We start from the raw sequence: 18,482 nt of genomic DNA on the forward strand, positions 1-18,482 counted from the left end.
GCCTACTCCTCCCGGCCGTCGTGGTAGGAGCGCCGGGGCGGGGTGGTCCGGCTCGGCGCGCCCAGGTGGAGTGCCGTGCGCGCCAGGAGGTAGGCGCTGATGGGGGCGGTGATGAAGAGGAAGAGTGTCACCAGCAGCTCGTGGAGGCTCACGCCACCGCCGGTGACGCTGAAGTGGAGCACCGAGGCGAGCAGGGTCGCCCCCACGCCCAGGGTGGTGGCCTTGGTGGGGCCGTGCAGGCGCATGAACAGGTCCGGCAGCCGCGCCAGGCCGATGGAGCCCACCAGAGTGAAGCCGGCGCCGAGGAGCAGGAGCAGGGCGATGAGGATCTCGACGAGCACGTTTCGCCTCCTATTCGATGATGTCGCCGCGCAACAGGTACTTGGTCAGCGCCACGGTGCCGACGAAGCCCATCATGGCAATGAGCAGGGCCGCCTCGAAATAGGTGGCGCTGTCCAGCCGGATCCCCACCAGCACCAGCAGGGCGATGGTGTTGATGTAGAGGGTGTCCAGCCCGAGGATGCGGTCGGAGACACTGGGCCCGATGAGAATGCGCCAGACGTTGAGCAGCATGGCGACCACCACCATGCCGATGGCGATGGGCAGGACCGCGTTCAGCATCCGAAGATCTCCTTGAGCGGCGCCTCGTAGCGCGCCTTGACCTGTTCGGCCACCGCCGCCGGGTCATCGGCGTGGAGGGCGTGGACCAGCAGCCAGCACCGGTCGTCGGAGACGTCCGCCGAGACCGTCCCCGGTGTCAGGGAGACGGTGCTGGCGAAGACGGTGAGGGCGAAATCGTCGGTCAGATCCACCGGCACCTCCACGAAGGTCGGCTGGAGGCTGCTCACCGGCCCCAGGACCTGGCGGGCCACCTCGAAATTGGCCACCACGATATCGGCCAGGACCCGGCCGATGTAGGCCGGGATCCGCCCCGGCCGCGCCAGTCGGGGTCGATCCGGCCAGAAACGCCAGGTGATCCAGGGGATGGTCAGCCCCAGCACCGCGGCCAGGAGCAGGTGGCCGATGGTCACGGTATTCGCCACCAGCAGCCAGGTGGCCGCCAGCACCAGGGAGAGCACGGGATGGGGTAACAGGGGTCGGGTCACGGCCTCTCCTCCTCCGGTCACGGTAGCACCGCCGCGCGCCAGGCGTCGCCCTGGTCGAGCCAGCCGGCGGCGCTGGCGGCGTACTCGGCCGCCGGGGCCGCGGCCAGGGCCCAGCCGATCACCCCGACCACGAGCAGGGCCGCCGGCGCAAAGGCTGCCCGATCCACCCGGATCCCCGGCTCCGCCTCCGGCTCCAGCCGCCAGAAGACGATGGAGCCGGCCCGTGCGGCGGCGACGATCATCACCAGGCCCGTGGCCAGGACCACGGTCCAGATGGTCGCCTGCCAGGGGTGGTCCGCGGCCGCCTGCAGCAGCAGGACCTTGCCCAGGAAGCCGCCCAGCGGGGGCAGCCCCACCATGCCCACGGCGGCCGTCATGAACAGCAGTCCGGCGCCGCTCCCCAGGACTCCGGCCGGGCCGGCGCCGATGCGGTCCGAGCGGCTGCCGCGCGCCTCGGCGATGAGGCCGGCCAGCAGGAAGAGGGCGCCAGCGGCCCAGGTGGAGTGGACCAGGTAGTAGACGGCGGCGGTGAGGGCGTCGGCCCCGCCGATGCCGATGCCGATGAGCAGCGTCCCTACGGAGGCGATGACCAGCCGCGCGACCAGGGAGGCCAGCCGCGTGGCGCCCAGCGCCCCCAGCGCGCCGTGGGTCAGGGTGATCAGGCCCAGGACCAGGAGGCCGTCCTTCAGCAGCGGGTCCAGGCTCGCCGGGGCGCCCACGGCATCGGTGAGCCGCAGCAGGGCGTAGATCCCGACCTTAGTCATCACCGCGAACAGCGCCGCCACCGCCGGCGTGGCGGCGGTGTAGGCGCGGGTGAGCCAGAAGTGCAGCGGGATGAGGGCCGCCTTGAGGCCGAAGACCACCACCAGCAGCAGCACGGCCATGGCCGCCAGGCCGCCCTCGTCGGGCCCCAGTGTGGCCATGGCGCGGCCGGCGTCGGCCATGTTCAGGGTGCCGAGGCTGGCGTAGACCATGCCCAGGCCGATGAGGAAGACCGCCGAGCCGGCCAGGTTGAGGATGACGTAGTGGACCGCCGCCCGGCTCCGGCTCCCGCCGCCCCCGTGGATGAGCAGGCCGTAGGAGGCGATGAGGAGGATCTCGAAGAAGACGAAGAGGTTGAACAGGTCGCCGGTGAGGAAGGCGCCGTTGAGCCCCATGAGCTGGAACTGGAACAGCGCGTGGAAGTTCAGCCCCCGATCGTCATCGCCCCGGCTGGCGTGGAGCAGGGCGGCCAGCCCCAGAACGGCGGTGGTGGCCACCATGATCGCCGCCAGCGGATCGAGGATCAGCAGGATCCCGAAGGGGGCCGGCCAGTCGCCCAGGGCGTAGGTCATGGGCTCCCGCGCCGCCGGCAGCAGCCAGAAGAGGCTGGCCACCAGGGCCAGGGTGGCGCCGATGCCGATGGCGCGCTGGGTGGCGATGTCCCGCGGATGCCAGGCCAGCAGCAGGAGCGCCCCGGCCAGCGGGATGAGGATGGGCGCGATGGGCAGGTGGTTCATCAGTCCTCCTCCCGGCCGTCGACGCGGTCACTGTCGTGGTCGCCGTAGGCGCGAATGGCGAGGATGACCAGGAAGGCGGTCATGCCGAAGCCGATGACGATGGCCGTGAGGACCAGCGCCTGGGGCAGCGGGTCGGTGTAGGGGCCGTCGCCGTGGATGAGGGCCGGCGCATCCTCGGTGAGCCGCCCGGCGGCGAAGAGGAAGAGGTTGACGCCGTAGGAGAGCAGGGTCAGCCCCAGGACCACGGGGAAGGTCCGCCCGCGCAGCATCAGGTAGACGCCGCTGGCGACCAGGCAGCCGATGGCGATGGCGACGAGGATCTCCATCTCAGCCCTCCTTGCCGATGGTGTGGTGGCCCGGGGCATCCTCGTCACCCAGCCGCCCCAGTTCGGCGAGGATGAGCAGGACCGAGGCGATCACCGTGATGAAGACCCCCAGGTCGAAGACCAGGGCCGAGGCCAGCTCGACGTTTTCCCCCCAGGGGAGGTGGACGTGCTTGAAGGTGCTGGTGAGGAAGGGGTAGCCGAAGGCCCAGGAGGCCAGGCCGGTCCCCGCGGCCAGCACCGCTCCCAGGGCGAACAGGCGGTGGTAGTCCATCTCCACCCGCTGGCGGGTCCACTCCAGGCCGTTGGCGAGGTGCTGGAGGATCAGGGCGATGGCCGCCACCAGGCCGGCGATGAAACCGCCACCGGGGGCGTTGTGGCCGCGCAGGAAGAGATAGACCGCTACCAGTAGCGCCAGCGGCAGCAGGGGGCGCGCCAGCATGGCCAGGAAGAGGGGGTGGCGCTCCTGCGACCAGGGGCGGCCGCCGGGGCCGGTGGCCGGGACCCGGAGGTGGAGGCCCTGGAGCATGGCGTGGATCCCCAGGGCGGCGATGGCCAGGACCAGGATCTCACCGAAGGTATCGAAGCCGCGGAAGTCCACCAGGATCACGTTGACCACGTTGTGGCCGCCGCCGCCCGGGACGGCGTTCTCCAGGAAGTAGCCGGAGATGGGCTCACTGGTGCCGGTGAGGACCGTCAGCGCCGCCAGGGTGGCCGCCACGCCGGCGGCCAGGGCCAGCACGGCGTCCCGGCCCCGCTGCCAGGCCGGGCTCTCCGGCTCGGTCTCCTGGGGCAGGAAGTAGAGGGCCAGCAGCAGCAGGATGATGGTGACCACCTCCACCGAGAGCTGAGTCAGCGCCAGGTCGGGGGCGGAGAAGCGCACGAAGAGCAGCGAGACCACCAGCCCGACGATGCCGATGACCACGACGGCCACCAGCCGCCGGCGATGCATTGCCACCGTGGCGGCGGCCCCCAGCGCCAGCGCCAGCACCGCGGCGATGCCGGCGGCGTCCACCGGCAGCAGCTCGCGGCCGCCGAACAGGGCCGGCGGTTCCAGGGCGACGGCGGCGAGCCCTGCCGCCACGGCGGCGGTGAAGAAGACGAAGAGGTAGCGCTGCAGGCCGCCGCCGTCGCCGCCGTCGACGATGGTCCGGGCGACGCGGGCGATGCCGTTGACGGTGGCCTCGAAGGCGGCCTCGCCGTCGCCGTGGGGCATCCGGTCGTAGAGGGCGAAGAGCCGGAAGCGCAGGGCGTAGAGCGTCAGGCCGCCGAGCATGGCGATGATGCTCATCAACAGCGGCAGGTTCAGGCCGTGCCAGATCGCCAGACTGTAGTCGGGCAGCCCCGAGGGGACCACGGCCCCGGCGGAGACGGCCAGCAGCGGGCCAACCACCAGCGCTGGCAGGACACCCACCAGCAGGCAGAGCCCCACCAGGACCTCCACCGGGATCTTCATCCAGCGCGGCGGCTCGTGGGGGGTGCGGTCCAGGTTGATGGGCTCGCCGTTGAAGAAGACGTCGTGGATGAAGCGCAGGGAGTAGGCCATGGAGAAGATCCCGGCGGCGGTGGCCACCACCGGCAGGACCCAGGCCCATCCGCCCAGCCACTGCTGGTGGAGGGTCTCGGCGAAGAACATCTCCTTGGAGAGGAAGCCGTTGAGCAGCGGCACCCCGGCCATGGCCAGCGCCGCCACCATGGCCAGCACCGCGGTGTGCGGCATGTAGCGGAACAGGCCGTTGATCCGGCGCATGTCCCGGCTGCCGGTCTCGTGGTCGATGATCCCGGCGGCCATGAACAGCGAGGCCTTGAAGGTGGCGTGGTTGATGATGTGGAAGACGCCGGCCACGGCGCCCAGGGGTGTGCCGAAGCCGAACAGCAGGGTGATGAGCCCCAGGTGGCTGATGGTGGAGTAGGCCAGCAACCCCTTGATGTCGTGCTGGAAGATGGCCGTGAAGGCGGCGTAGGTGAAGGTGAGCAGGCCCGCCCCGCCCACCAGGAAGAACCAGGTATCGGTCCCGGCCAGTGCCGGGTGCAGCCGCGCCAGCAGGAAGACGCCGGCCTTCACCATGGTCGCCGAGTGGAGGTAGGCGGAGACCGGGGTGGGCGCGGCCATGGCGCGCGGCAGCCAGAAGTGGAAGGGGAACTGCGCCGACTTGGTGAAGACCCCCAGCAGGACCAGTAGCAGCGCCGGGATGTAGAGGTCGTGACCGCGGATGAGGTGGCCGGCGGCGATGACCGTGGAGAGGTCGTAGCTCCCCACCATCTCGCCCAGCAGCAGGATCCCGCCCAGCAGGGCCAGCCCGCCCGCCCCGGTGACGGTCAGCGCCATGCGCGCGGATCGCCGGGCGTGGTAGTCGCCGTGGTAGTAGCTGATGAGGAAGAACGAACTGAGGCTGGTGAGCTCCCAGAAGACCAGCATCACCAGCAGGTTCTCCGAGAGGACCACGCCGAGCATGGCCCCCATGAAGACCAGCAGGAGGGTGTAGAAGCGACCCAGGGGCCGATCCGCCGGCAGGTAGTAGCGGGCGTAGAGGACCACCAGCAGGCCGATGCCCAGGATCAGGGTGGTGAAGAGCAGGCCCAGCCCGTCCATGCGCAGGGCCAGCTCCAGCCCCGCCGCCGGTAGCCACTGCCAGCGCTCGACAATGACCTCGCCGGCAAAGACCCGGCCCCAGAGGCCGGAGAGCAGGACAAGGCCGGCCACGGCCGTGGCGCCCGCCAGCCAGGCCGGCCAGAGCCGGCCGGCGCGGGCGAAGAGGAAGGGTAGCAGCGCGCCCAGGAAGGGGGACGCTACCAGTGCCAGCAACATGAGTCGGTCCCTATCGGGGGGCTCCCCCGAGATCCGGATTCTTCGTGTCAGTATCTCCCGCCTGCGCGGGAGGGTAAACCGACCGCGGGTGCCGCTACCGCGCCGGCTGCCGCAGGGTCAGCCGGCCGTTGCGCTGCTCCAGTTCCAGGGCCTCCAGGGCGCTCATGCCCAGGAGCACCTCGCGATCCCCCATGGCGGGGTTGAGACTCGCCCGGACGTCGCGAAGTTCCAGCGGGCCCAGGCTCAGCTGCTCGATCCGGGTGGCGTGGGCCCGGATGCGACCGTTGGCGGTACGGTAGACCAGCGTCGCCCCCGGTTCCAGGCCCAGCTCCTCGCCCAGGTGGGCGGGGATGGAGACGTCGCTGGCCCCGGTATCGATGATGAAGGTGACCGGCTCGCCGTTGATGTGGCCGGGGGCGACGTAGTGCCCGCCGCGATTGCGGCTGAGCACCACCTCCCGGGCCCCATCCTCGATGACCCGCCCCTGCAGATTCTGGTTCGGGTTGGAACGGCCGGAGAGGTGGTGCTCGAAGGCAAAGGCCAGCAGGCCCAGGGCCAGCACCCAGGCGGCGATGATCATCCCGAGCCCGAGTCGGCTCGAGGGCTCCGAAGGGGTAGGCCGGTTCATGGAGTCATTATTGCAGAGCCCCGGGGCGCGGCATAGCGCCTTGTGGGAGTTGTGACGGGCGCAATTGCGTGTGTGGCGGCGGGTGGTATTCTGCGCGGTCCGGACAGGCTTTGGTGGTGCTGCGGCGCCATCCGCTCCCGGTCGGGATAACGGGCCGCCAGAGGCCCGAAAAGGCGCCCATGAGGCCGGGCTCATGGGTGACAAAAAGACGACAGTGCAACCCGGAAAGGTGAGGGAACGTGGAACAAGACTCTGTATTCGCGAGAGGCCCTGTCCCCGGCCTTGAAGGGGTGGAAAACGAACAGTTGGTGGCGGTGGAGATGGCCACGGAGGGGCGCCATGGAGGGTGAACTGCGTAATCCGGATTTTCACGGCCGGCTGCGCCAGCTGGTGGGCCAGGAGCGGCCCTACTCCTGGGCGGCCCGGGTGGGGATCTCCAAGGGGGCCTTCACTCGGATCTGGCGGGAGGGGACCATCCCCAGTCCCGAACTGCTGCTGCGCATCCGCGAGCATGCCGGCGTCTCCCTGGACTGGTTGCTCACCGGCGACGGGGTCGGCCCCGGCGAGGCGGCGATGGACACGGAGCTGCTGGCACGGACCCTGGAACGGGTCGAAGGGGTGCTGGCGGAGAGTGGCGAGGCGATGCAGCCGGCGCGCAAGGCCCAGCGCGTGGCTGCCCTCTACGCCCTGGGGCTGGAACGTGGTCAGCCGCCGGAGGCCGATGCCGTGCGCCGGCTGGTGCCGTGACGCCGATGGCAGGCGCACCATCCGGAGTGGGCAGCGACGGCTGGCTGGCCGGGGCCCTGCGGCGGCCCTCGCCCAACTGCGACGAGCGACCGCCCGACACGGAGGTGGACCTGCTGGTGATCCACGCCATCAGCCTGCCCCCCGGGGCCTTCGGCGGCGAGGGGGTGGAGCGGCTCTTCACCAATCGGCTGGATCCCGACGCCCACCCCTTCTTCCGGGAGATCCAGGGGCTGCAGGTCTCGGCCCACCTCTTCATCCGCCGCGACGGGACCCTCTACCAGTTCGTGCCGCTGCACCGGCGCGCCTGGCATGCCGGGGCGTCCAACTTCCAGGGCCGCGAGCGCTGTAACGACTTCTCTGTGGGGATCGAGCTGGAGGGGACGGATGAACACCCCTATACCCCGGCGCAGTACCGCCGGCTGGGGTGGACCGCGGCGCGGGTCATGGCCGCCTGCCCGGGGATTACGCGCGACCGTATCGCCGGCCACGCCGATATCGCACCCGGTCGCAAGACCGATCCCGGCCCCGCCTTTGACTGGCCGCGCTTTCGCACCGAGCTGAACGGGACGGTCTAGCCGTCCCCTCCCGGGGGCGACCCTTGGGCGGCGGGCGTGGAAAGTGCTATACCACGCAGAGGCCCCTCGGGAGTTCTCCATGCCCTTTACCGTCTTTGGCCCCGGCGTCCAGGCCTCCATGTCCGCACGCCAGCTCTTCCCGAATCAGGGGGTGCAGGACGTCGAGGAGGTCGCGCCCTTCCCGCGTATCCACGGCTCCGAGGAGGCCGATCAGGGCACCGAGGGCTGGCCGCTCCCCCCGCGGCAGCGCACCCGCGGTCAGCAGGCCCGGGCTGCCTACGGCGAGGCCGAGCACCCCTCCACCGAGCCCGAGCGGGTGGAGACCGCCGCCGAGATCATGTCCTCGCCGGTGGTCACCCTGAACCGCGATGCCACGGTGGCCGATGGCTGGGAGCTCTTCCGCCGGCGGGGTTTCCGCCATCTCCCCATCCTCGACCCCGCCGGCAACCTGGTGGGTATCCTCTCCGACCGCGATCTGCTCCGGCAGGCCTCTGTCCTACAGGGAGATCCCGAGGGCGGGCTCGGCGACCTCATCGTCGACCGGGTCCTGACGGCCACGCCGGACACCAGCATCCGGGACGTGGCCCGGGTGATGTACGAGCACCACATCGGCGCCCTGCCCATCGTCACTATCAACGGCGATCTGCGCGGCATCATCACGCGTGAGGATATCCTGCGTACCCTTATCCGCTCCGCCTCCCTGGAGCTATGGGCTTGATCATGGGCAATGTCCCGCCAGCCTGCTAACGTGACACTCGTTGATCAGACGGGTGGGGGAGTGTGCAAGCCATGGGCAGGTTGGTCTCGTATTTCCACAACGTCCGGATCTGGGTCCGCCTCGGCGTCCTGATCTGGCTCCTGCTGGCCGTGGCCTGGTCCGGGATGATCGTCTGGGCCGCCTTCGAACAGCGCGATACGGCGGTGGAGCAGGCCGAGGGCTTTGCACGGAGTCTCCACCAGAGCACCCTCGCCGGGCTGACCACCCTCATGATCACCGGCCAGATGGGCCAGAGGGACCACTACCTGGAGCAGGTCCAGGAACTGGGCTCCATCCGGGATCTGCGGGTACTGCGAGGGGATGGCGTGGCCCGCCAGTACGGCGAGGGCAAGGCCAACGAGCAGCCCCGGGACGGGATCGAGCGGGAGGTCCTGGAAAGCGGTGAGTCCTGGATCGCCGAGGTCGATGGCGGTGCCAGCCTGCGAGCGGTGATCCCCGCCTACAACCGCGAGGACTACCTCGGCAAGGACTGCACCATGTGCCATACCCAGGCCGAGGAGGGGGAGGTTCTCGGGGCGGTGGCCATGCGCATGGACCTCTCCGGCGTGAACGGGGCCGTCTTCGACTTCACGCGGAACATCTTCGTGGTCGCCATCCTCATCAGCCTTCCGCTCATCGCGGCGGTCTGGTTCTTCATTACCCGCTTCGTTACCAACCCCCTCAAGGACATGACCCGGGGCATGGACGAGATCGCCTCCGGCGAGGGCGATCTGACCCACCGGCTACCGGTGCGGGGCAAGGACGAGATCGGGGAGGCCTCGGCGGCCTTCAACCGGGTCATGGAGACCTTCCGCGACCTGGTCTCCCGGGTGACCACGGCAGTGGAGCGGCTGGGCTCCGCCTCCGACGAGCTGGGCCACGCCGCCCATTCCACCCAGGAGACCGGGAGCAAGCAGCGCACCCAGACCGACCAGGCGGCCACCGCCACCACCGAGATGACCAGCTCCGTTCAGGAGGTGGCGCGGAACGCCCAGCAGGCCGCGGATGCGGCCAATCAGGCCAACACCAACGCCAACCAGGGTGCGGAGACCGTGCGCGAGACGGTCCAGCGCATCGAAGGGCTGGCCGACGAGGTCCGCAAGGGGGCCGAGGCCATCTCCGATCTGGAGGCCAAGAGTACCGACATTGGCCGGGTCATGGAGATGATCCGGGAGATCGCCGAGCAGACCAACCTCCTGGCCCTCAACGCCGCCATCGAGGCGGCGCGGGCCGGGGAGGCCGGTCGCGGGTTTGCGGTGGTCGCCGACGAGGTGCGCAATCTCGCCCAGCGCAGCGAGCAGTCCACCCACGAGATCGATGGCCACGTGGCGGCGCTGCAGAGCGGGATCCGTGAGGCCGTGGGGGTCATGGAGGAATCCCGGCAGCAGGCGACCAGCACGGTGGAGCAGGCCGAGGCCGCCGGGGAGGCCCTGCGCTCCATTACCGAGTCGGTGGCCACCATCTCCGACATGAATACCCAGATCGCCTCCGCCGCCGAGGAGCAGAGCGCGGTGGCCGAGGAGATCAACCAGAACGTCTCCACCATCAACGACACCGCCGACGAGAACGCCTCCCACGCCCAGCGCAGCAGCGAGGCCGGGGAAGAGCTGGCCCGGATCACCCACGAGCTGCAGGAACTGGTGGGCCGCTTCCGCATCTAAACCGGCATGCTCGACGCCATTCGCCGATTCTTCGACGACCGCCTCGCCCCTGCCGGGGGGGAGGCAGGGGATGACGACCACCGCCTGAAGCTGGCCACGGCGGCCCTGTTGCTGGAGGTGGGGCGGGTGGATGGTCTGCGCGACGACGAGGAGCTGGCGGCCACCCGCCAGGCCCTGGGCGACGTCTTCGGCCTCTCGGACGCCGAGACCGAGGAGTTGATGCGCCTGGCCGATACCGAGGCGCGCGAGGCCAGCTCCGACCACGACTTCACCCGGCTCATCCACGCTGCCTACGGCCCCGAGGAGAAGAGCGCGGTGCTGGAGCGGATGTGGCGGGTGGCGTGGGCCGATGGCGTCATCGACCCCTACGAGGAGCAGATGCTGCGCAAGGTGGCCGACCTGCTCTACCTCCCCCATGCCGCCTATATCGAGGCCAAGCTCCGCGCCGCCGAGGCCATGGGCGTGGAGCCCCCCGAGGCTACTCGGTAATCACCACCCGGTCGCCCTCGTCGACATAGCGCCAGACCCGGTCCATGGCCTCGTTGGCGGCGCGGATGCAGCCGTGGCTCACCCGCTGGCCCAGGCTGTCCTCCGGGTTGTTGGTCCCGTGGATGGCGTAGGGGCCGCCAATGTTCAGCGCCAGATTTCCCAGCGCCCCCTCGAAGCAGCGCTTGCCCCTGCGGATATGCTCCCGGTATTCGGGTTCCTCCGCCATGGAGTCCGGGATGCACCACTCGATGCCGTCGGTGCGGTGGATCTTCCAGCGGACCTCGTACTCCCCCGGTTCGGTAAAGTAGCAGCGCCCGCCCTGTTCCTCCGGCAGGCAGCGGTCCATGCCCAGCCCCACCTCGGTGGTGTAGAGGGTATGCTCCTCGCCGCTCGGCGTGCGCTCGCGGACCTCCAGGCGGAAGCGATCCTTGTCCACCCGGATCCAACGTTCGAAGCCCTCCGGGCGGGGATAGGTCGGAGGTGAGCCCACATCCTCGAGGAGCAGGCGGGGAAGCCATTGCTCCGAGTCCACCGCTTGCCAGCTCTCTTCCGGGAAGTGGCCGGTAAGCCGGACGCGGCCGTCGCCCAGATCGCGTCCCGTCACCAGGGAGCCCGCGGCCAGCCCTCCTGTCGCCAGGAGACCGCTGTCAAAGAGTGGCGGGAGGGGGGTCCGCAGCCGCCAGGTGCGGGGCGGGCGGGGTCCGTCGTGGGGCTCCGTCGCCGAGGTGTGCAGCCAGCGGGGCTCCTCCAGGGGCGTCCACCGCCCCTCCGGGAAGTGGCCGGTGGCGCGGGTCCAGTCGCCGGCGGCCCGGTTGGAGGTGATCAGGCGCCCGCGCTGCCATTCCGCAATCGGGTCGCCGGCCGGGGTCGTCCGGACCACGGCAGGGCTGGTAAGGACCAGCGTCCGGGCCTCCGTGACCCGGCCGGCCTCTTCCCCGGTAGCCGGTGCGGCGGCAGCCAGGGCGCAGAGGGTGAGGAGGAACCGTCGTAGGGCCACGTTTTCCCCGGGTTGGCTGAGATCGTCGTCGCGGTGAACGTAGATGATAGGATAATCGCATCGAGAGGAGGATTCATCCGTGGCCCCCGTTTCCGCACCCAGCCAAGTCCATCCCGCCCGCCGCAGGCTGGCCGCCTACGGGGCCACCGTCTTCCTGGCGGCGGCCCTGACCATGGTGCTGGAGATCGCCGCCGGTCGCCTGGTGGCCCCCTATGTGGGGAGCTCCCTCTATACCTGGACGGCCATCATCGGGGTCGTCCTCGCGGGCCTCTCCGTGGGCAACTGGCTGGGGGGCCGCTGGGCCGATCGCGGCGCCGGGCCGGCGGCGGCCGGAGTGGCGCTGGGCGCGGCGGCGGTGGCGAGTCTGGCCATCCTGCTGTCGCTGGAGCTGCTGGGCCCCCTCGTTCGTACCAGTGCCATGGGCCCCCTGGGTGGAACCCTGGTGCTGGTGGGGGGGCTCTTCCTGTTACCCGCCGTCCTTCTGGGTATCCTGACCCCGCTGCTGACCACCCTGGCCCTGGGGCTGGATGAGCGCACCGGCCACGTGGTCGGGCGGATGCACGCCCTGGGCGCCCTGGGGAGTATCGCGGGGACCTTCCTCGCCGGTTACTGGCTCATCCCCGCCATGGGGGTACACGGCGTCATCCTGACAACGGCGCTGGTGCTGGCGGCGCTGGCGGCACCCTTCCTCATCAGTGCCTGGCGGCGGGGAGCGGCACTGGCCGCCCTGTTCGCCCTGGTATCCGGGCTGGCCTGGCAGCAGCAGGTGCTGGTCTCCCCCTGTGACGAGGAGAGCGCCTACTTCTGCATCCGGGTGGAGAATGCCACTCGCGACGTCCCCTTCGGGGAGGCGCGGGCCCTGGTCCTGGACCATCTGCTGCACAGTATCAACCACCGGCAGGAGCCGGCCCTGCTGGCCTCCCCCTATCTCCACCTGATGGACGAGGTGGCCCGCCAGTGGCCGGGCATGGAGCCGGAGTCGGCCGACTGGTTCTTCGCCGGCGGCGGTGCCTATACCCATCCCCGCGCCCTGAACGCCCTGGATCCGGGGGCCTCGGTCACGGTGGCGGAGGTGGACCCGGCGGTGACCCGGATGGCCGAGGAGGCGCTCTTCGTGGAGACCGAGGGCTGGCGGGTTCTCCATCGCGATGCCCGACTGGCGCTAGCTCGCCTGGAGGGCGAACGGTTCGATGTCGTGGTAGGGGACGTATTCCACGACGTTGCGGTGCCGGCCCATCTGGTTACCCGGGAGTTCGCCGAGCTGGTCCGCGAGCGGCTGCGTCCCGGCGGGCTGTATACCCTGAACATCGTCGATCGCCACCCCGAGCCCCGGCTGGTGGCCAGCCTGCTCCGGACCCTGGAGGGAGTCTTCGGGCATGTGGATGTGTGGCACCAGGGGCTGCCGTCGGATGGCGATCCGGCGCGGGTCACCTACGTCCTGACGGCGAGCGACACGCCGCCCCCGGCCTCGCCGCTGCGCGCCCGACACGGGCTGCCACGGCAGTGGGAGCGGGTCACCGGCCGGGTGGAGGGGGCCGTGGCCGACCCTCTGGTCCTGACCGATTCCCACTCACCGGTGGCGTCGCTGCTGGCCCCCCTGCTGCTGAGGGGAGGATGACCGGGCTCATGAAAAACGACCCTGTGGAGGACATCCACGAACTCATCCAGCGAAACCACCGCTGGGCGGAGGGTGTGGCGGCGACGGATCCCGGGTTCTTCCCCCATCTGGCGAGGGAGCAGGCGCCGGACTATCTGTGGATCGGTTGCTCCGATTCCCGGGTGCCCGTCAATCAGGTGGTGAACATGGACCCGGGGGAGATCTTTGTCCACCGGAATATCGCCAACCTGGTCGGGAGTAACGACCTCAATGCCCTCTCGGTGATCCAGTTCGCCGTGGAGGTCCTCCAGGTGCGCCACGTCCTGGTTACCGGTCACTATGGCTGCGGCGGGATACGCGCCGCGCTGGACGGGAGGGAGCACGGGCTCATCGACAACTGGCTGGAAGAGGTCCGGCGAGTGGCGCGCCAGCACGCCGACGAACTCGACGCCCTGGACGATTTCGACGCCCGGGTGGATCGGCTGTGCGAGCTCAATGTCGCCGCCCAGGTGGAGAGCGTCTGTCGTACCGCGGCGGTTCGCGGCGCCTGGGAACGGGGCCAGGAGCTGGCCGTACACGGACTGATCTACGGCCTGTCCGATGGCCGGCTGCAGCCCGTGGGCGAGCCGCGGACCGGCGTCGACGGCGACTGAATCCACCGCAAGATCACGCGATATGGGAGGTAACCATGGGCGGTGAACTGGCAACCTGGGAGCAGATCCTGCTCGGCGTGGCCGCCGTGCTCATTCTTCTCTTCTTCTTCCCCGGCGCCAAGCGGATGCTGGAGGAGAGCCGCGAGAAGGAGAAGGACTGGCGCGGCGTGCTCCTGCCCCTGGGGCTGGTGGTCCTGTTCGTGCTGCTGCTGATCAGCCTGGTCTGACGCTCAGGCGTAGAGGTCCACGTGGCTGGGTTTCCCCTTCTCGAAGAATTCCTGCGTCTCAGGCGACAGGGCGGAGCGGAGCTGCTCGCCCTGGGCGCGGGTATTGGCCTCGACAACCTGCATGGCCTGGCGCTGTAGCCCGACGCCGGTAGTACTCGGGTCGCGCTGCTGGAGCAGGGTGGTGGCGTTCGTGCTGCCGGCATCCATGGGCCTATCCTCCGTGGGGGACTCTCTTCTATCCTAGCACGACCGCCGCACGGCGGAAGGCCGATACCCGGGAGGCGAACATGAGCGATCCCCTGGAACGCACCGAGGCGGAGTGGCAGGTCCTGCTTACCGATGAGCAGTACCGGGTCTGTCGGCAGGGCGGGACGGAGCCGCCCTTCTCGAGCGCCTACCATGATGACCACTCCCCGGGGCTCTACCGCTGCGTCTGCTGCCGGGCGCCGCTCTTCCACAGCGAACACAAGTTCGATTCCGGTAGCGGCTGGCCCAGCTACTGGCAGCCGGTGGATTCCGCGGCCGTTACCGAGCATACCGACCAGAGCCTGGGCATGCACCGGACCGAGGTCCGGTGCGCGAACTGTGCCGCCCACCTCGGGCATGTCTTCCCCGATGGCCCGCCGCCCACTGGCCGGCGCTTCTGCATCAACGGCGTATGTCTGGAGCGGGAGGAGAACGCCCCCGCCCCATCCGCCTGAGCCCGGCGGAGATCCGGTCCCTGGTGGACGGGGGGCGGACGCTGGTGGTGGATACCCGGAGCCCGGCGGAGTTCGCCGAGGGGGCGTTACCGGGGGCGGTGAATGCCCCCTGGCCACGGATCAAGCGACCCCTTGGCGGTGGTCGAGCGGACCACGCCCGTGGCCGTCTACTGCGACACCGGCGCCCGGGCGCGCAAGACCGCCGAGGTGATGGTCGCCATGGGCTTCACCCGGATCGACCTCATCGGCGTCATGCGCCGTTACCACGAGGCGGAGTGAGGCCCGGAGCCGATCCTCAGGCCCTCTGGCCGCCGCAGGTATTCATCCCGAGGAGGGAGTAGAGCGGGCACCAGCCCACCAGCGCGGTGGCCAGCGGGATGATCCCGATCCAGCCCCACGGGGTCTGCGGCCCCATGAAGACCAGCAAGATGAGAACCACGCCGATGACGGCGCGGGCACCGCGGTCGATATTTCCCATGTTCACGGTCATGTTCCTGCCTCCAGTTGCCGGGGGTGGCGGGCGCCACCCGTTCTCAAGCCTTGCAGAGACCGGGCGTAGTGTCACCCCGGCCCCTGGCGAGTGGACTATTCCGAGCCGGGGCCGCTGTTCTCCAGCAGCTTGGCCACCATCTCCCGGGATTCCTCGGCCTTGCCCACCTGGTCCGCCGGGGTCCAGGACATGTCCTGGTTGAGGACGTAGGAGTTGACGTAGGTATCCGGGTGGTTCCCGCCCCATTCCCGGGGGGAGACCATGGAGAAGTAGCGGCTGCCGTCCGCCTTCTCGTAGAGGTGGTAGGTGTGGCCCGGCTTGCGGTGGAAGTGGCACTTCGCCCGGTGGAGGTCGTGGTCTTCCTGGGCCTCCTCCAGGGTCTTGCGCGCCTCTTCCTGCAGGGAGCGGATCTGGTCGGCCAGGACCTGGAGCTTGGCGCTGACGCGGGTGTTCAGATGGCTGTCCGCCTCGGCCAGCTCCTTGCTCACGTCCACCGGCTCGAAGGCCGTGGCCAGCCGGCTCACCGGGTAGGGGGAGCTGTGGTCGGGGCCCATGTGCCTCAGCCCCTTGTCCTGACTCTCGCCGGAATTGTTGTCCTGCTCGTCACTCATGGGTAGTTTGGATACCTGCTTGGGATTCCCGTTAGCCTAGTGCGGGCAGGCCGGACTGACAACAGCCCCGGAGGGCGCCATGGCCATCTACAACCACCTTCTCCTGGCTACCGATTTCATGCCGGAGGCCGACCAGCTCGGCGCCCGCGCCCGGGAACTGGCCCACGGCTTCGGCGCGCGGCTCTCCCTGGTCCACGTCCTGGAGCCGTCGGTCCTGGCGCCGCCCTACGAGATGATGCCGAGCCTCCCGGACGGCACCGAACAGGCGCTGGAGGAGGCGGCCCGACAGGGGCTGGACCGGCAGGGGGAGCAGATGGGGGTCCCCTCGGTGAGCCGCCATCTCCTCTACGGCTCGGTGCGCCGGGCGGTGGCCGACTTCGTCACCGAACACGGGGTGGACCTGGTGCTGGTGGGCAGCCACGGCCGACACGGCGTGGAACGGCTGCTGGGCTCCACCGCCAGCGCCATCCTCCAGGCGGCGCCCTGCGACGTCCTCGCCCTGCGCCTGGATCAGCAGGAGCCCTGATCGAGCGCGCCCCGATTAACGACCCCCGATTGAGCAGCCGGGGGGCCTCGGCTATGCTGCCTCGACACTGAACATCGGAGGTCTCCCCATGGCGGAGCACGCCACCATCGACCTGCGCGAGCGCGGCGACCAGCCCGCCCGCATCGCGGCCTATCACCAGGTTCGCCACCTCTCCCCCGGCGATTACATGGACCTGCTGGTGGACGAGGAGCCGGCGCTGATGATGGAGATGGTCAGCGTCCAGCTGCGTAACCGGGTCCACTGGGAGGTGGTGGAATCCGGGCCGCCGCTGTGGCGGGTGCGCGCCTACCACCGCTCCGACCGCCACGATGCCTCGCTCATGGAACTCCTCTCCTGGGATCACGAGCGCATCGACCGCCTCTTCGCCTCGGCCCTGCACAAGGTGAACCGCAACGAGGTGGCGTCGGCCGGGATGGACCTGGTCGATTTCGGCCTCAGCCTGCGGCGCCACGTCTACGCCGAGAACCTCATCCTGGCGCCGGCCTTCCACGTGGAGCGCGACCCGGCCGGGAACGACCCCACCTCGGTGATGATCCGGGAGCACGACCAGATCCTGGAAGAGACGGCCATGATCGAGTCCTTCTTCGAGGACGATCGGCCGGAGGCGGGGGAGGTCGCCCCCTTCCTGGGCATGCTCTCCGGCGGCCTGGCCAAGCACGAGGGGCGCGAGGAGCAGAACCTCTTTCCCCTCTGGGACATGGCGCTGCGGCGGGCGGAGGACCACGGGATCCAGCGGGAACTCATCGACCGGGTCCAGGGGATCCTGGCCGGGGACGAGGACCGCGAAGCCGGCCTGGAAGGGAACTAGGGGGCAGCCATGGTCGGACCGCTTCAGCGCAAGCAGCGTCAGCAGGGGGCCGAGCAGATCCGGGAGTGGGCCTTCAACCTGTTGCAGGCCGAGGGCATCGAGCCGGTCTCCGTGGTCTGGGACCTGGGGCAGCTCGACCTCGACAAGGAGGAGCACACCCTCAACATCATCACCGAGTCGGGGATCGTGAAGGCCTCCTTCACCGCCCGGGAGCTGGAGGATTCCTTCAGTTACGTCCACACCCCCCAGGTGGACGAACTCCGGGAGGCCCTGGGCCGGCTGCGCGAGCAGACCGGTCAGCCCCCGGTGGGAGAGGCCTGAGCCACCCCGGTCTGGCCCTCCATCCGCTGCAGCGGGAAGGTGGGCGGCAGCTCCGGCTGCAGGGTGGCGTGGGTGATGTGCCAGTGATCGGCCAGCCGGGCCTGCAACCGGTCCAGCACCTCCGGCCAGATGGCCGGCTCGCGCAGGACCACGTGGGCCGAGAGGGCCACCGTCTCCGAGCCCGCCTGCCAGATGTGCAGGTCGTGGAGGGAGGCCACCGCCGGGTCGGCGGCCAGGTCCCGGCCCACCTCCTCCGGGTCGAGATGGGCGGGGACCCCCTCCAGCATCACGTGCAGGGCCTCGCGCAGCAGGGCCAGGCTGGCGCGCAGAACCACGGCGGCGATGAGCAGGGAGAGGAGCGGGTCCACCGGCGTCCAGCCGGTGAAGAGGATGATGGCACCGGAGAGCAGGGCCGCCACCGAACCCAGCAGGTCACCCAGAACGTGGAGCAGGGCGCCGCGGATGTTGATACCGCCCTCGCCCCGGGAGAGGACCCAGAAGACCAGCAGGTTCACCACCAGGCCCAGGGCGGCCACCGCCATCACCGGTCCGCCGGCCACCTCGCCGGGGTCCAGCAGCCGGCGCACCGCCTCCACGGCGATCCCGGTGACGATGACCAGCATGAACAGGCCGTTGAACAGCCCGGCCAGCACCTCCACGCGCCCCAGCCCCCAGGTGTGGCGGCGGCCGGAGGGGATCCGGGCAATGCGGGCGGCGATGGCGGCCAGGCCCAGGGCCAGGGCATCGGAGACCATGTGGCCGGCATCGCCCAGCAGCGCCAGGGAGCCGGCGAGCCAGCCGGTGACCGCCTCCACCGCGGCGAACCCCCCGGTGAGCCCCACGGCGATGAGCAGGACCCGGGTGGAGCTGGGGGGCGCGTGGTGGTGATGGTGGTCGTGCTCGTGGGAATGTTCGTGTCCGGCCATGGTTTTTTCC

General features: G+C 70.0%; 25 protein-coding genes and 1 pseudogene. 14 read left to right on the forward strand and 12 right to left on the reverse strand.

Going from position 1 to position 18,482, the window contains the following annotated elements; all coding sequences use genetic code 11:
* Positions 1 to 2: 2 nt before the first annotated feature.
* From BM272_RS04300 to BM272_RS04330, 7 genes are all read right to left on the reverse strand, one after another.
* Positions 3 to 341 carry a Na+/H+ antiporter subunit G gene (locus BM272_RS04300; RefSeq protein ID WP_093427534.1) on the reverse strand — a complete coding sequence of 113 codons (339 nt, stop codon included), beginning with the start codon at positions 339 to 341 and terminating at the stop codon, positions 3 to 5.
* 10 nt (positions 342 to 351) lie between these two features.
* Complete coding sequence (locus tag BM272_RS04305) at positions 352 to 621, reverse strand: K+/H+ antiporter subunit F (RefSeq protein WP_093427535.1); 270 nt, start codon at positions 619 to 621, stop codon at positions 352 to 354.
* Positions 615 to 1,106: a Na+/H+ antiporter subunit E gene (locus BM272_RS04310; RefSeq protein WP_093427536.1), complete on the reverse strand. Its 492-nt coding sequence runs from the start codon at positions 1,104 to 1,106 to the stop codon at positions 615 to 617. The genes BM272_RS04305 and BM272_RS04310 overlap by 7 nt, the downstream gene beginning before the upstream one ends.
* Positions 1,107 to 1,123: 17 nt before the next feature.
* Positions 1,124 to 2,605 (reverse strand): monovalent cation/H+ antiporter subunit D, encoded by a 1,482-nt coding sequence (locus tag BM272_RS04315; protein WP_093427537.1) that lies wholly within the window; start codon positions 2,603 to 2,605, stop codon positions 1,124 to 1,126.
* The gene (locus BM272_RS04320; protein ID WP_093427538.1) at positions 2,605 to 2,931 is read right to left on the reverse strand and encodes a Na+/H+ antiporter subunit C; all 327 of its coding nucleotides are present in this window, start codon (positions 2,929 to 2,931) and stop codon (positions 2,605 to 2,607) included. Before BM272_RS04320 ends, BM272_RS04315 begins: the two co-directional genes overlap by 1 nt.
* A 1-nt stretch (position 2,932) precedes the next feature.
* Positions 2,933 to 5,737: a monovalent cation/H+ antiporter subunit A gene (locus BM272_RS04325; protein ID WP_093427539.1), complete on the reverse strand. Its 2,805-nt coding sequence runs from the start codon at positions 5,735 to 5,737 to the stop codon at positions 2,933 to 2,935.
* Between the two features lie 94 nt (positions 5,738 to 5,831).
* Positions 5,832 to 6,317, reverse strand: coding sequence for a retropepsin-like aspartic protease family protein (locus tag BM272_RS04330; protein ID WP_240308014.1), 486 nt, complete (start codon positions 6,315 to 6,317; stop codon positions 5,832 to 5,834).
* A 387-nt stretch (positions 6,318 to 6,704) separates the two neighbouring features.
* Here BM272_RS04330 and BM272_RS04335 point away from each other — a divergent pair, with 387 nt between their 5' ends.
* From BM272_RS04335 to BM272_RS04355, 5 genes are all read left to right on the forward strand, one after another.
* Positions 6,705 to 7,112 carry a helix-turn-helix domain-containing protein gene (locus BM272_RS04335; RefSeq protein WP_093427541.1) on the forward strand — a complete coding sequence of 136 codons (408 nt, stop codon included), beginning with the start codon at positions 6,705 to 6,707 and terminating at the stop codon, positions 7,110 to 7,112.
* A gap of 5 nt (positions 7,113 to 7,117) precedes the next feature.
* A complete protein-coding gene (gene ampD / locus BM272_RS04340) occupies positions 7,118 to 7,687 on the forward strand; it encodes a 1,6-anhydro-N-acetylmuramyl-L-alanine amidase AmpD (protein WP_093427542.1) in 570 nt (189 codons plus the stop codon).
* Positions 7,688 to 7,766: 79 nt separating this feature from the next.
* On the forward strand, positions 7,767 to 8,405 hold the full coding sequence (locus tag BM272_RS04345) for a CBS domain-containing protein (protein WP_093427543.1): 639 nt from the start codon (positions 7,767 to 7,769) through the stop codon (positions 8,403 to 8,405).
* A 71-nt stretch (positions 8,406 to 8,476) separates the two neighbouring features.
* Positions 8,477 to 10,105 carry a methyl-accepting chemotaxis protein gene (locus BM272_RS04350; RefSeq protein ID WP_240308015.1) on the forward strand — a complete coding sequence of 543 codons (1,629 nt, stop codon included), beginning with the start codon at positions 8,477 to 8,479 and terminating at the stop codon, positions 10,103 to 10,105.
* Between the two features lie 6 nt (positions 10,106 to 10,111).
* Positions 10,112 to 10,594 carry a tellurite resistance TerB family protein gene (locus BM272_RS04355; RefSeq protein WP_093427544.1) on the forward strand — a complete coding sequence of 161 codons (483 nt, stop codon included), beginning with the start codon at positions 10,112 to 10,114 and terminating at the stop codon, positions 10,592 to 10,594.
* On the opposite strand, the gene BM272_RS04360 is transcribed toward BM272_RS04355, so the two are convergent.
* Positions 10,584 to 11,591, reverse strand: a complete 1,008-nt coding sequence (locus tag BM272_RS04360; protein WP_093427545.1) for a L,D-transpeptidase — start codon at positions 11,589 to 11,591, stop codon at positions 10,584 to 10,586. The two genes, BM272_RS04355 and BM272_RS04360, sit on opposite strands and share 11 nt — an antisense overlap.
* A gap of 79 nt (positions 11,592 to 11,670) precedes the next feature.
* Between BM272_RS04360 and BM272_RS04365 the strand changes: the two genes are divergently transcribed.
* Genes BM272_RS04365 through BM272_RS04375 form a run of 3 tightly spaced genes read left to right on the forward strand, consistent with a single transcriptional unit; the run spans position 11,671 to position 14,068 of the window.
* Complete coding sequence (locus BM272_RS04365) at positions 11,671 to 13,209, forward strand: fused MFS/spermidine synthase (protein ID WP_093427546.1); 1,539 nt, start codon at positions 11,671 to 11,673, stop codon at positions 13,207 to 13,209.
* Between the two features lie 8 nt (positions 13,210 to 13,217).
* On the forward strand, positions 13,218 to 13,841 hold the full coding sequence (locus tag BM272_RS04370; protein WP_093427758.1) for a carbonic anhydrase: 624 nt from the start codon (positions 13,218 to 13,220) through the stop codon (positions 13,839 to 13,841).
* A 35-nt stretch (positions 13,842 to 13,876) separates the two neighbouring features.
* Complete coding sequence (locus tag BM272_RS04375; protein ID WP_093427547.1) at positions 13,877 to 14,068, forward strand: hypothetical protein; 192 nt, start codon at positions 13,877 to 13,879, stop codon at positions 14,066 to 14,068.
* A 3-nt stretch (positions 14,069 to 14,071) separates the two neighbouring features.
* Here BM272_RS04375 and BM272_RS04380 read toward each other — a convergent pair whose 3' ends face one another.
* Entirely contained in the window at positions 14,072 to 14,275 is a 204-nt protein-coding gene (locus tag BM272_RS04380; RefSeq protein WP_093427548.1) for a hypothetical protein, read from the reverse strand.
* Between the two features lie 80 nt (positions 14,276 to 14,355).
* Here BM272_RS04380 and msrB point away from each other — a divergent pair, with 80 nt between their 5' ends.
* From msrB to BM272_RS13965, 3 genes and pseudogenes are all read left to right on the forward strand, one after another.
* Positions 14,356 to 14,769, forward strand: a complete 414-nt coding sequence (msrB, locus tag BM272_RS04385) for a peptide-methionine (R)-S-oxide reductase MsrB (RefSeq protein WP_093427549.1) — start codon at positions 14,356 to 14,358, stop codon at positions 14,767 to 14,769.
* Positions 14,727 to 14,873: pseudogene (locus BM272_RS14275) on the forward strand (rhodanese-like domain-containing protein); the annotation flags it as partial. The gene msrB and the pseudogene BM272_RS14275, both read left to right, overlap by 43 nt.
* A gap of 28 nt (positions 14,874 to 14,901) precedes the next feature.
* On the forward strand, positions 14,902 to 15,048 hold the full coding sequence (locus BM272_RS13965; protein ID WP_240308016.1) for a rhodanese-like domain-containing protein: 147 nt from the start codon (positions 14,902 to 14,904) through the stop codon (positions 15,046 to 15,048).
* A 16-nt stretch (positions 15,049 to 15,064) separates the two neighbouring features.
* Here the strand turns inward: BM272_RS13965 and BM272_RS04390 are convergent, their stop codons facing one another.
* Together BM272_RS04390 and BM272_RS04395 are read right to left on the reverse strand one after the other, a co-directional pair.
* Positions 15,065 to 15,259, reverse strand: a complete 195-nt coding sequence (locus BM272_RS04390) for a YgaP family membrane protein (protein WP_093427550.1) — start codon at positions 15,257 to 15,259, stop codon at positions 15,065 to 15,067.
* Positions 15,260 to 15,354: 95 nt separating this feature from the next.
* Positions 15,355 to 15,870: a DUF2452 domain-containing protein gene (locus BM272_RS04395; protein WP_093427551.1), complete on the reverse strand. Its 516-nt coding sequence runs from the start codon at positions 15,868 to 15,870 to the stop codon at positions 15,355 to 15,357.
* A 79-nt stretch (positions 15,871 to 15,949) separates the two neighbouring features.
* Here BM272_RS04395 and BM272_RS04400 point away from each other — a divergent pair, with 79 nt between their 5' ends.
* From BM272_RS04400 to BM272_RS04410, 3 genes are all read left to right on the forward strand, one after another.
* Positions 15,950 to 16,396: a universal stress protein gene (locus tag BM272_RS04400; protein WP_093427552.1), complete on the forward strand. Its 447-nt coding sequence runs from the start codon at positions 15,950 to 15,952 to the stop codon at positions 16,394 to 16,396.
* A gap of 88 nt (positions 16,397 to 16,484) precedes the next feature.
* Positions 16,485 to 17,225: a hemerythrin domain-containing protein gene (locus BM272_RS04405; RefSeq protein ID WP_093427553.1), complete on the forward strand. Its 741-nt coding sequence runs from the start codon at positions 16,485 to 16,487 to the stop codon at positions 17,223 to 17,225.
* A 9-nt stretch (positions 17,226 to 17,234) separates the two neighbouring features.
* Entirely contained in the window at positions 17,235 to 17,546 is a 312-nt protein-coding gene (locus tag BM272_RS04410; RefSeq protein ID WP_093427554.1) for a hypothetical protein, read from the forward strand.
* Here the strand turns inward: BM272_RS04410 and BM272_RS04415 are convergent.
* Positions 17,522 to 18,472, reverse strand: a complete 951-nt coding sequence (locus tag BM272_RS04415; protein WP_093427555.1) for a cation diffusion facilitator family transporter — start codon at positions 18,470 to 18,472, stop codon at positions 17,522 to 17,524. The two genes, BM272_RS04410 and BM272_RS04415, sit on opposite strands and share 25 nt — an antisense overlap.
* Positions 18,473 to 18,482: the final 10 nt, after the last annotated feature.

This window comes from Thiohalospira halophila DSM 15071 (genome assembly GCF_900112605.1).
GTDB lineage: Bacteria > Pseudomonadota > Gammaproteobacteria > Thiohalospirales > Thiohalospiraceae > Thiohalospira > Thiohalospira halophila.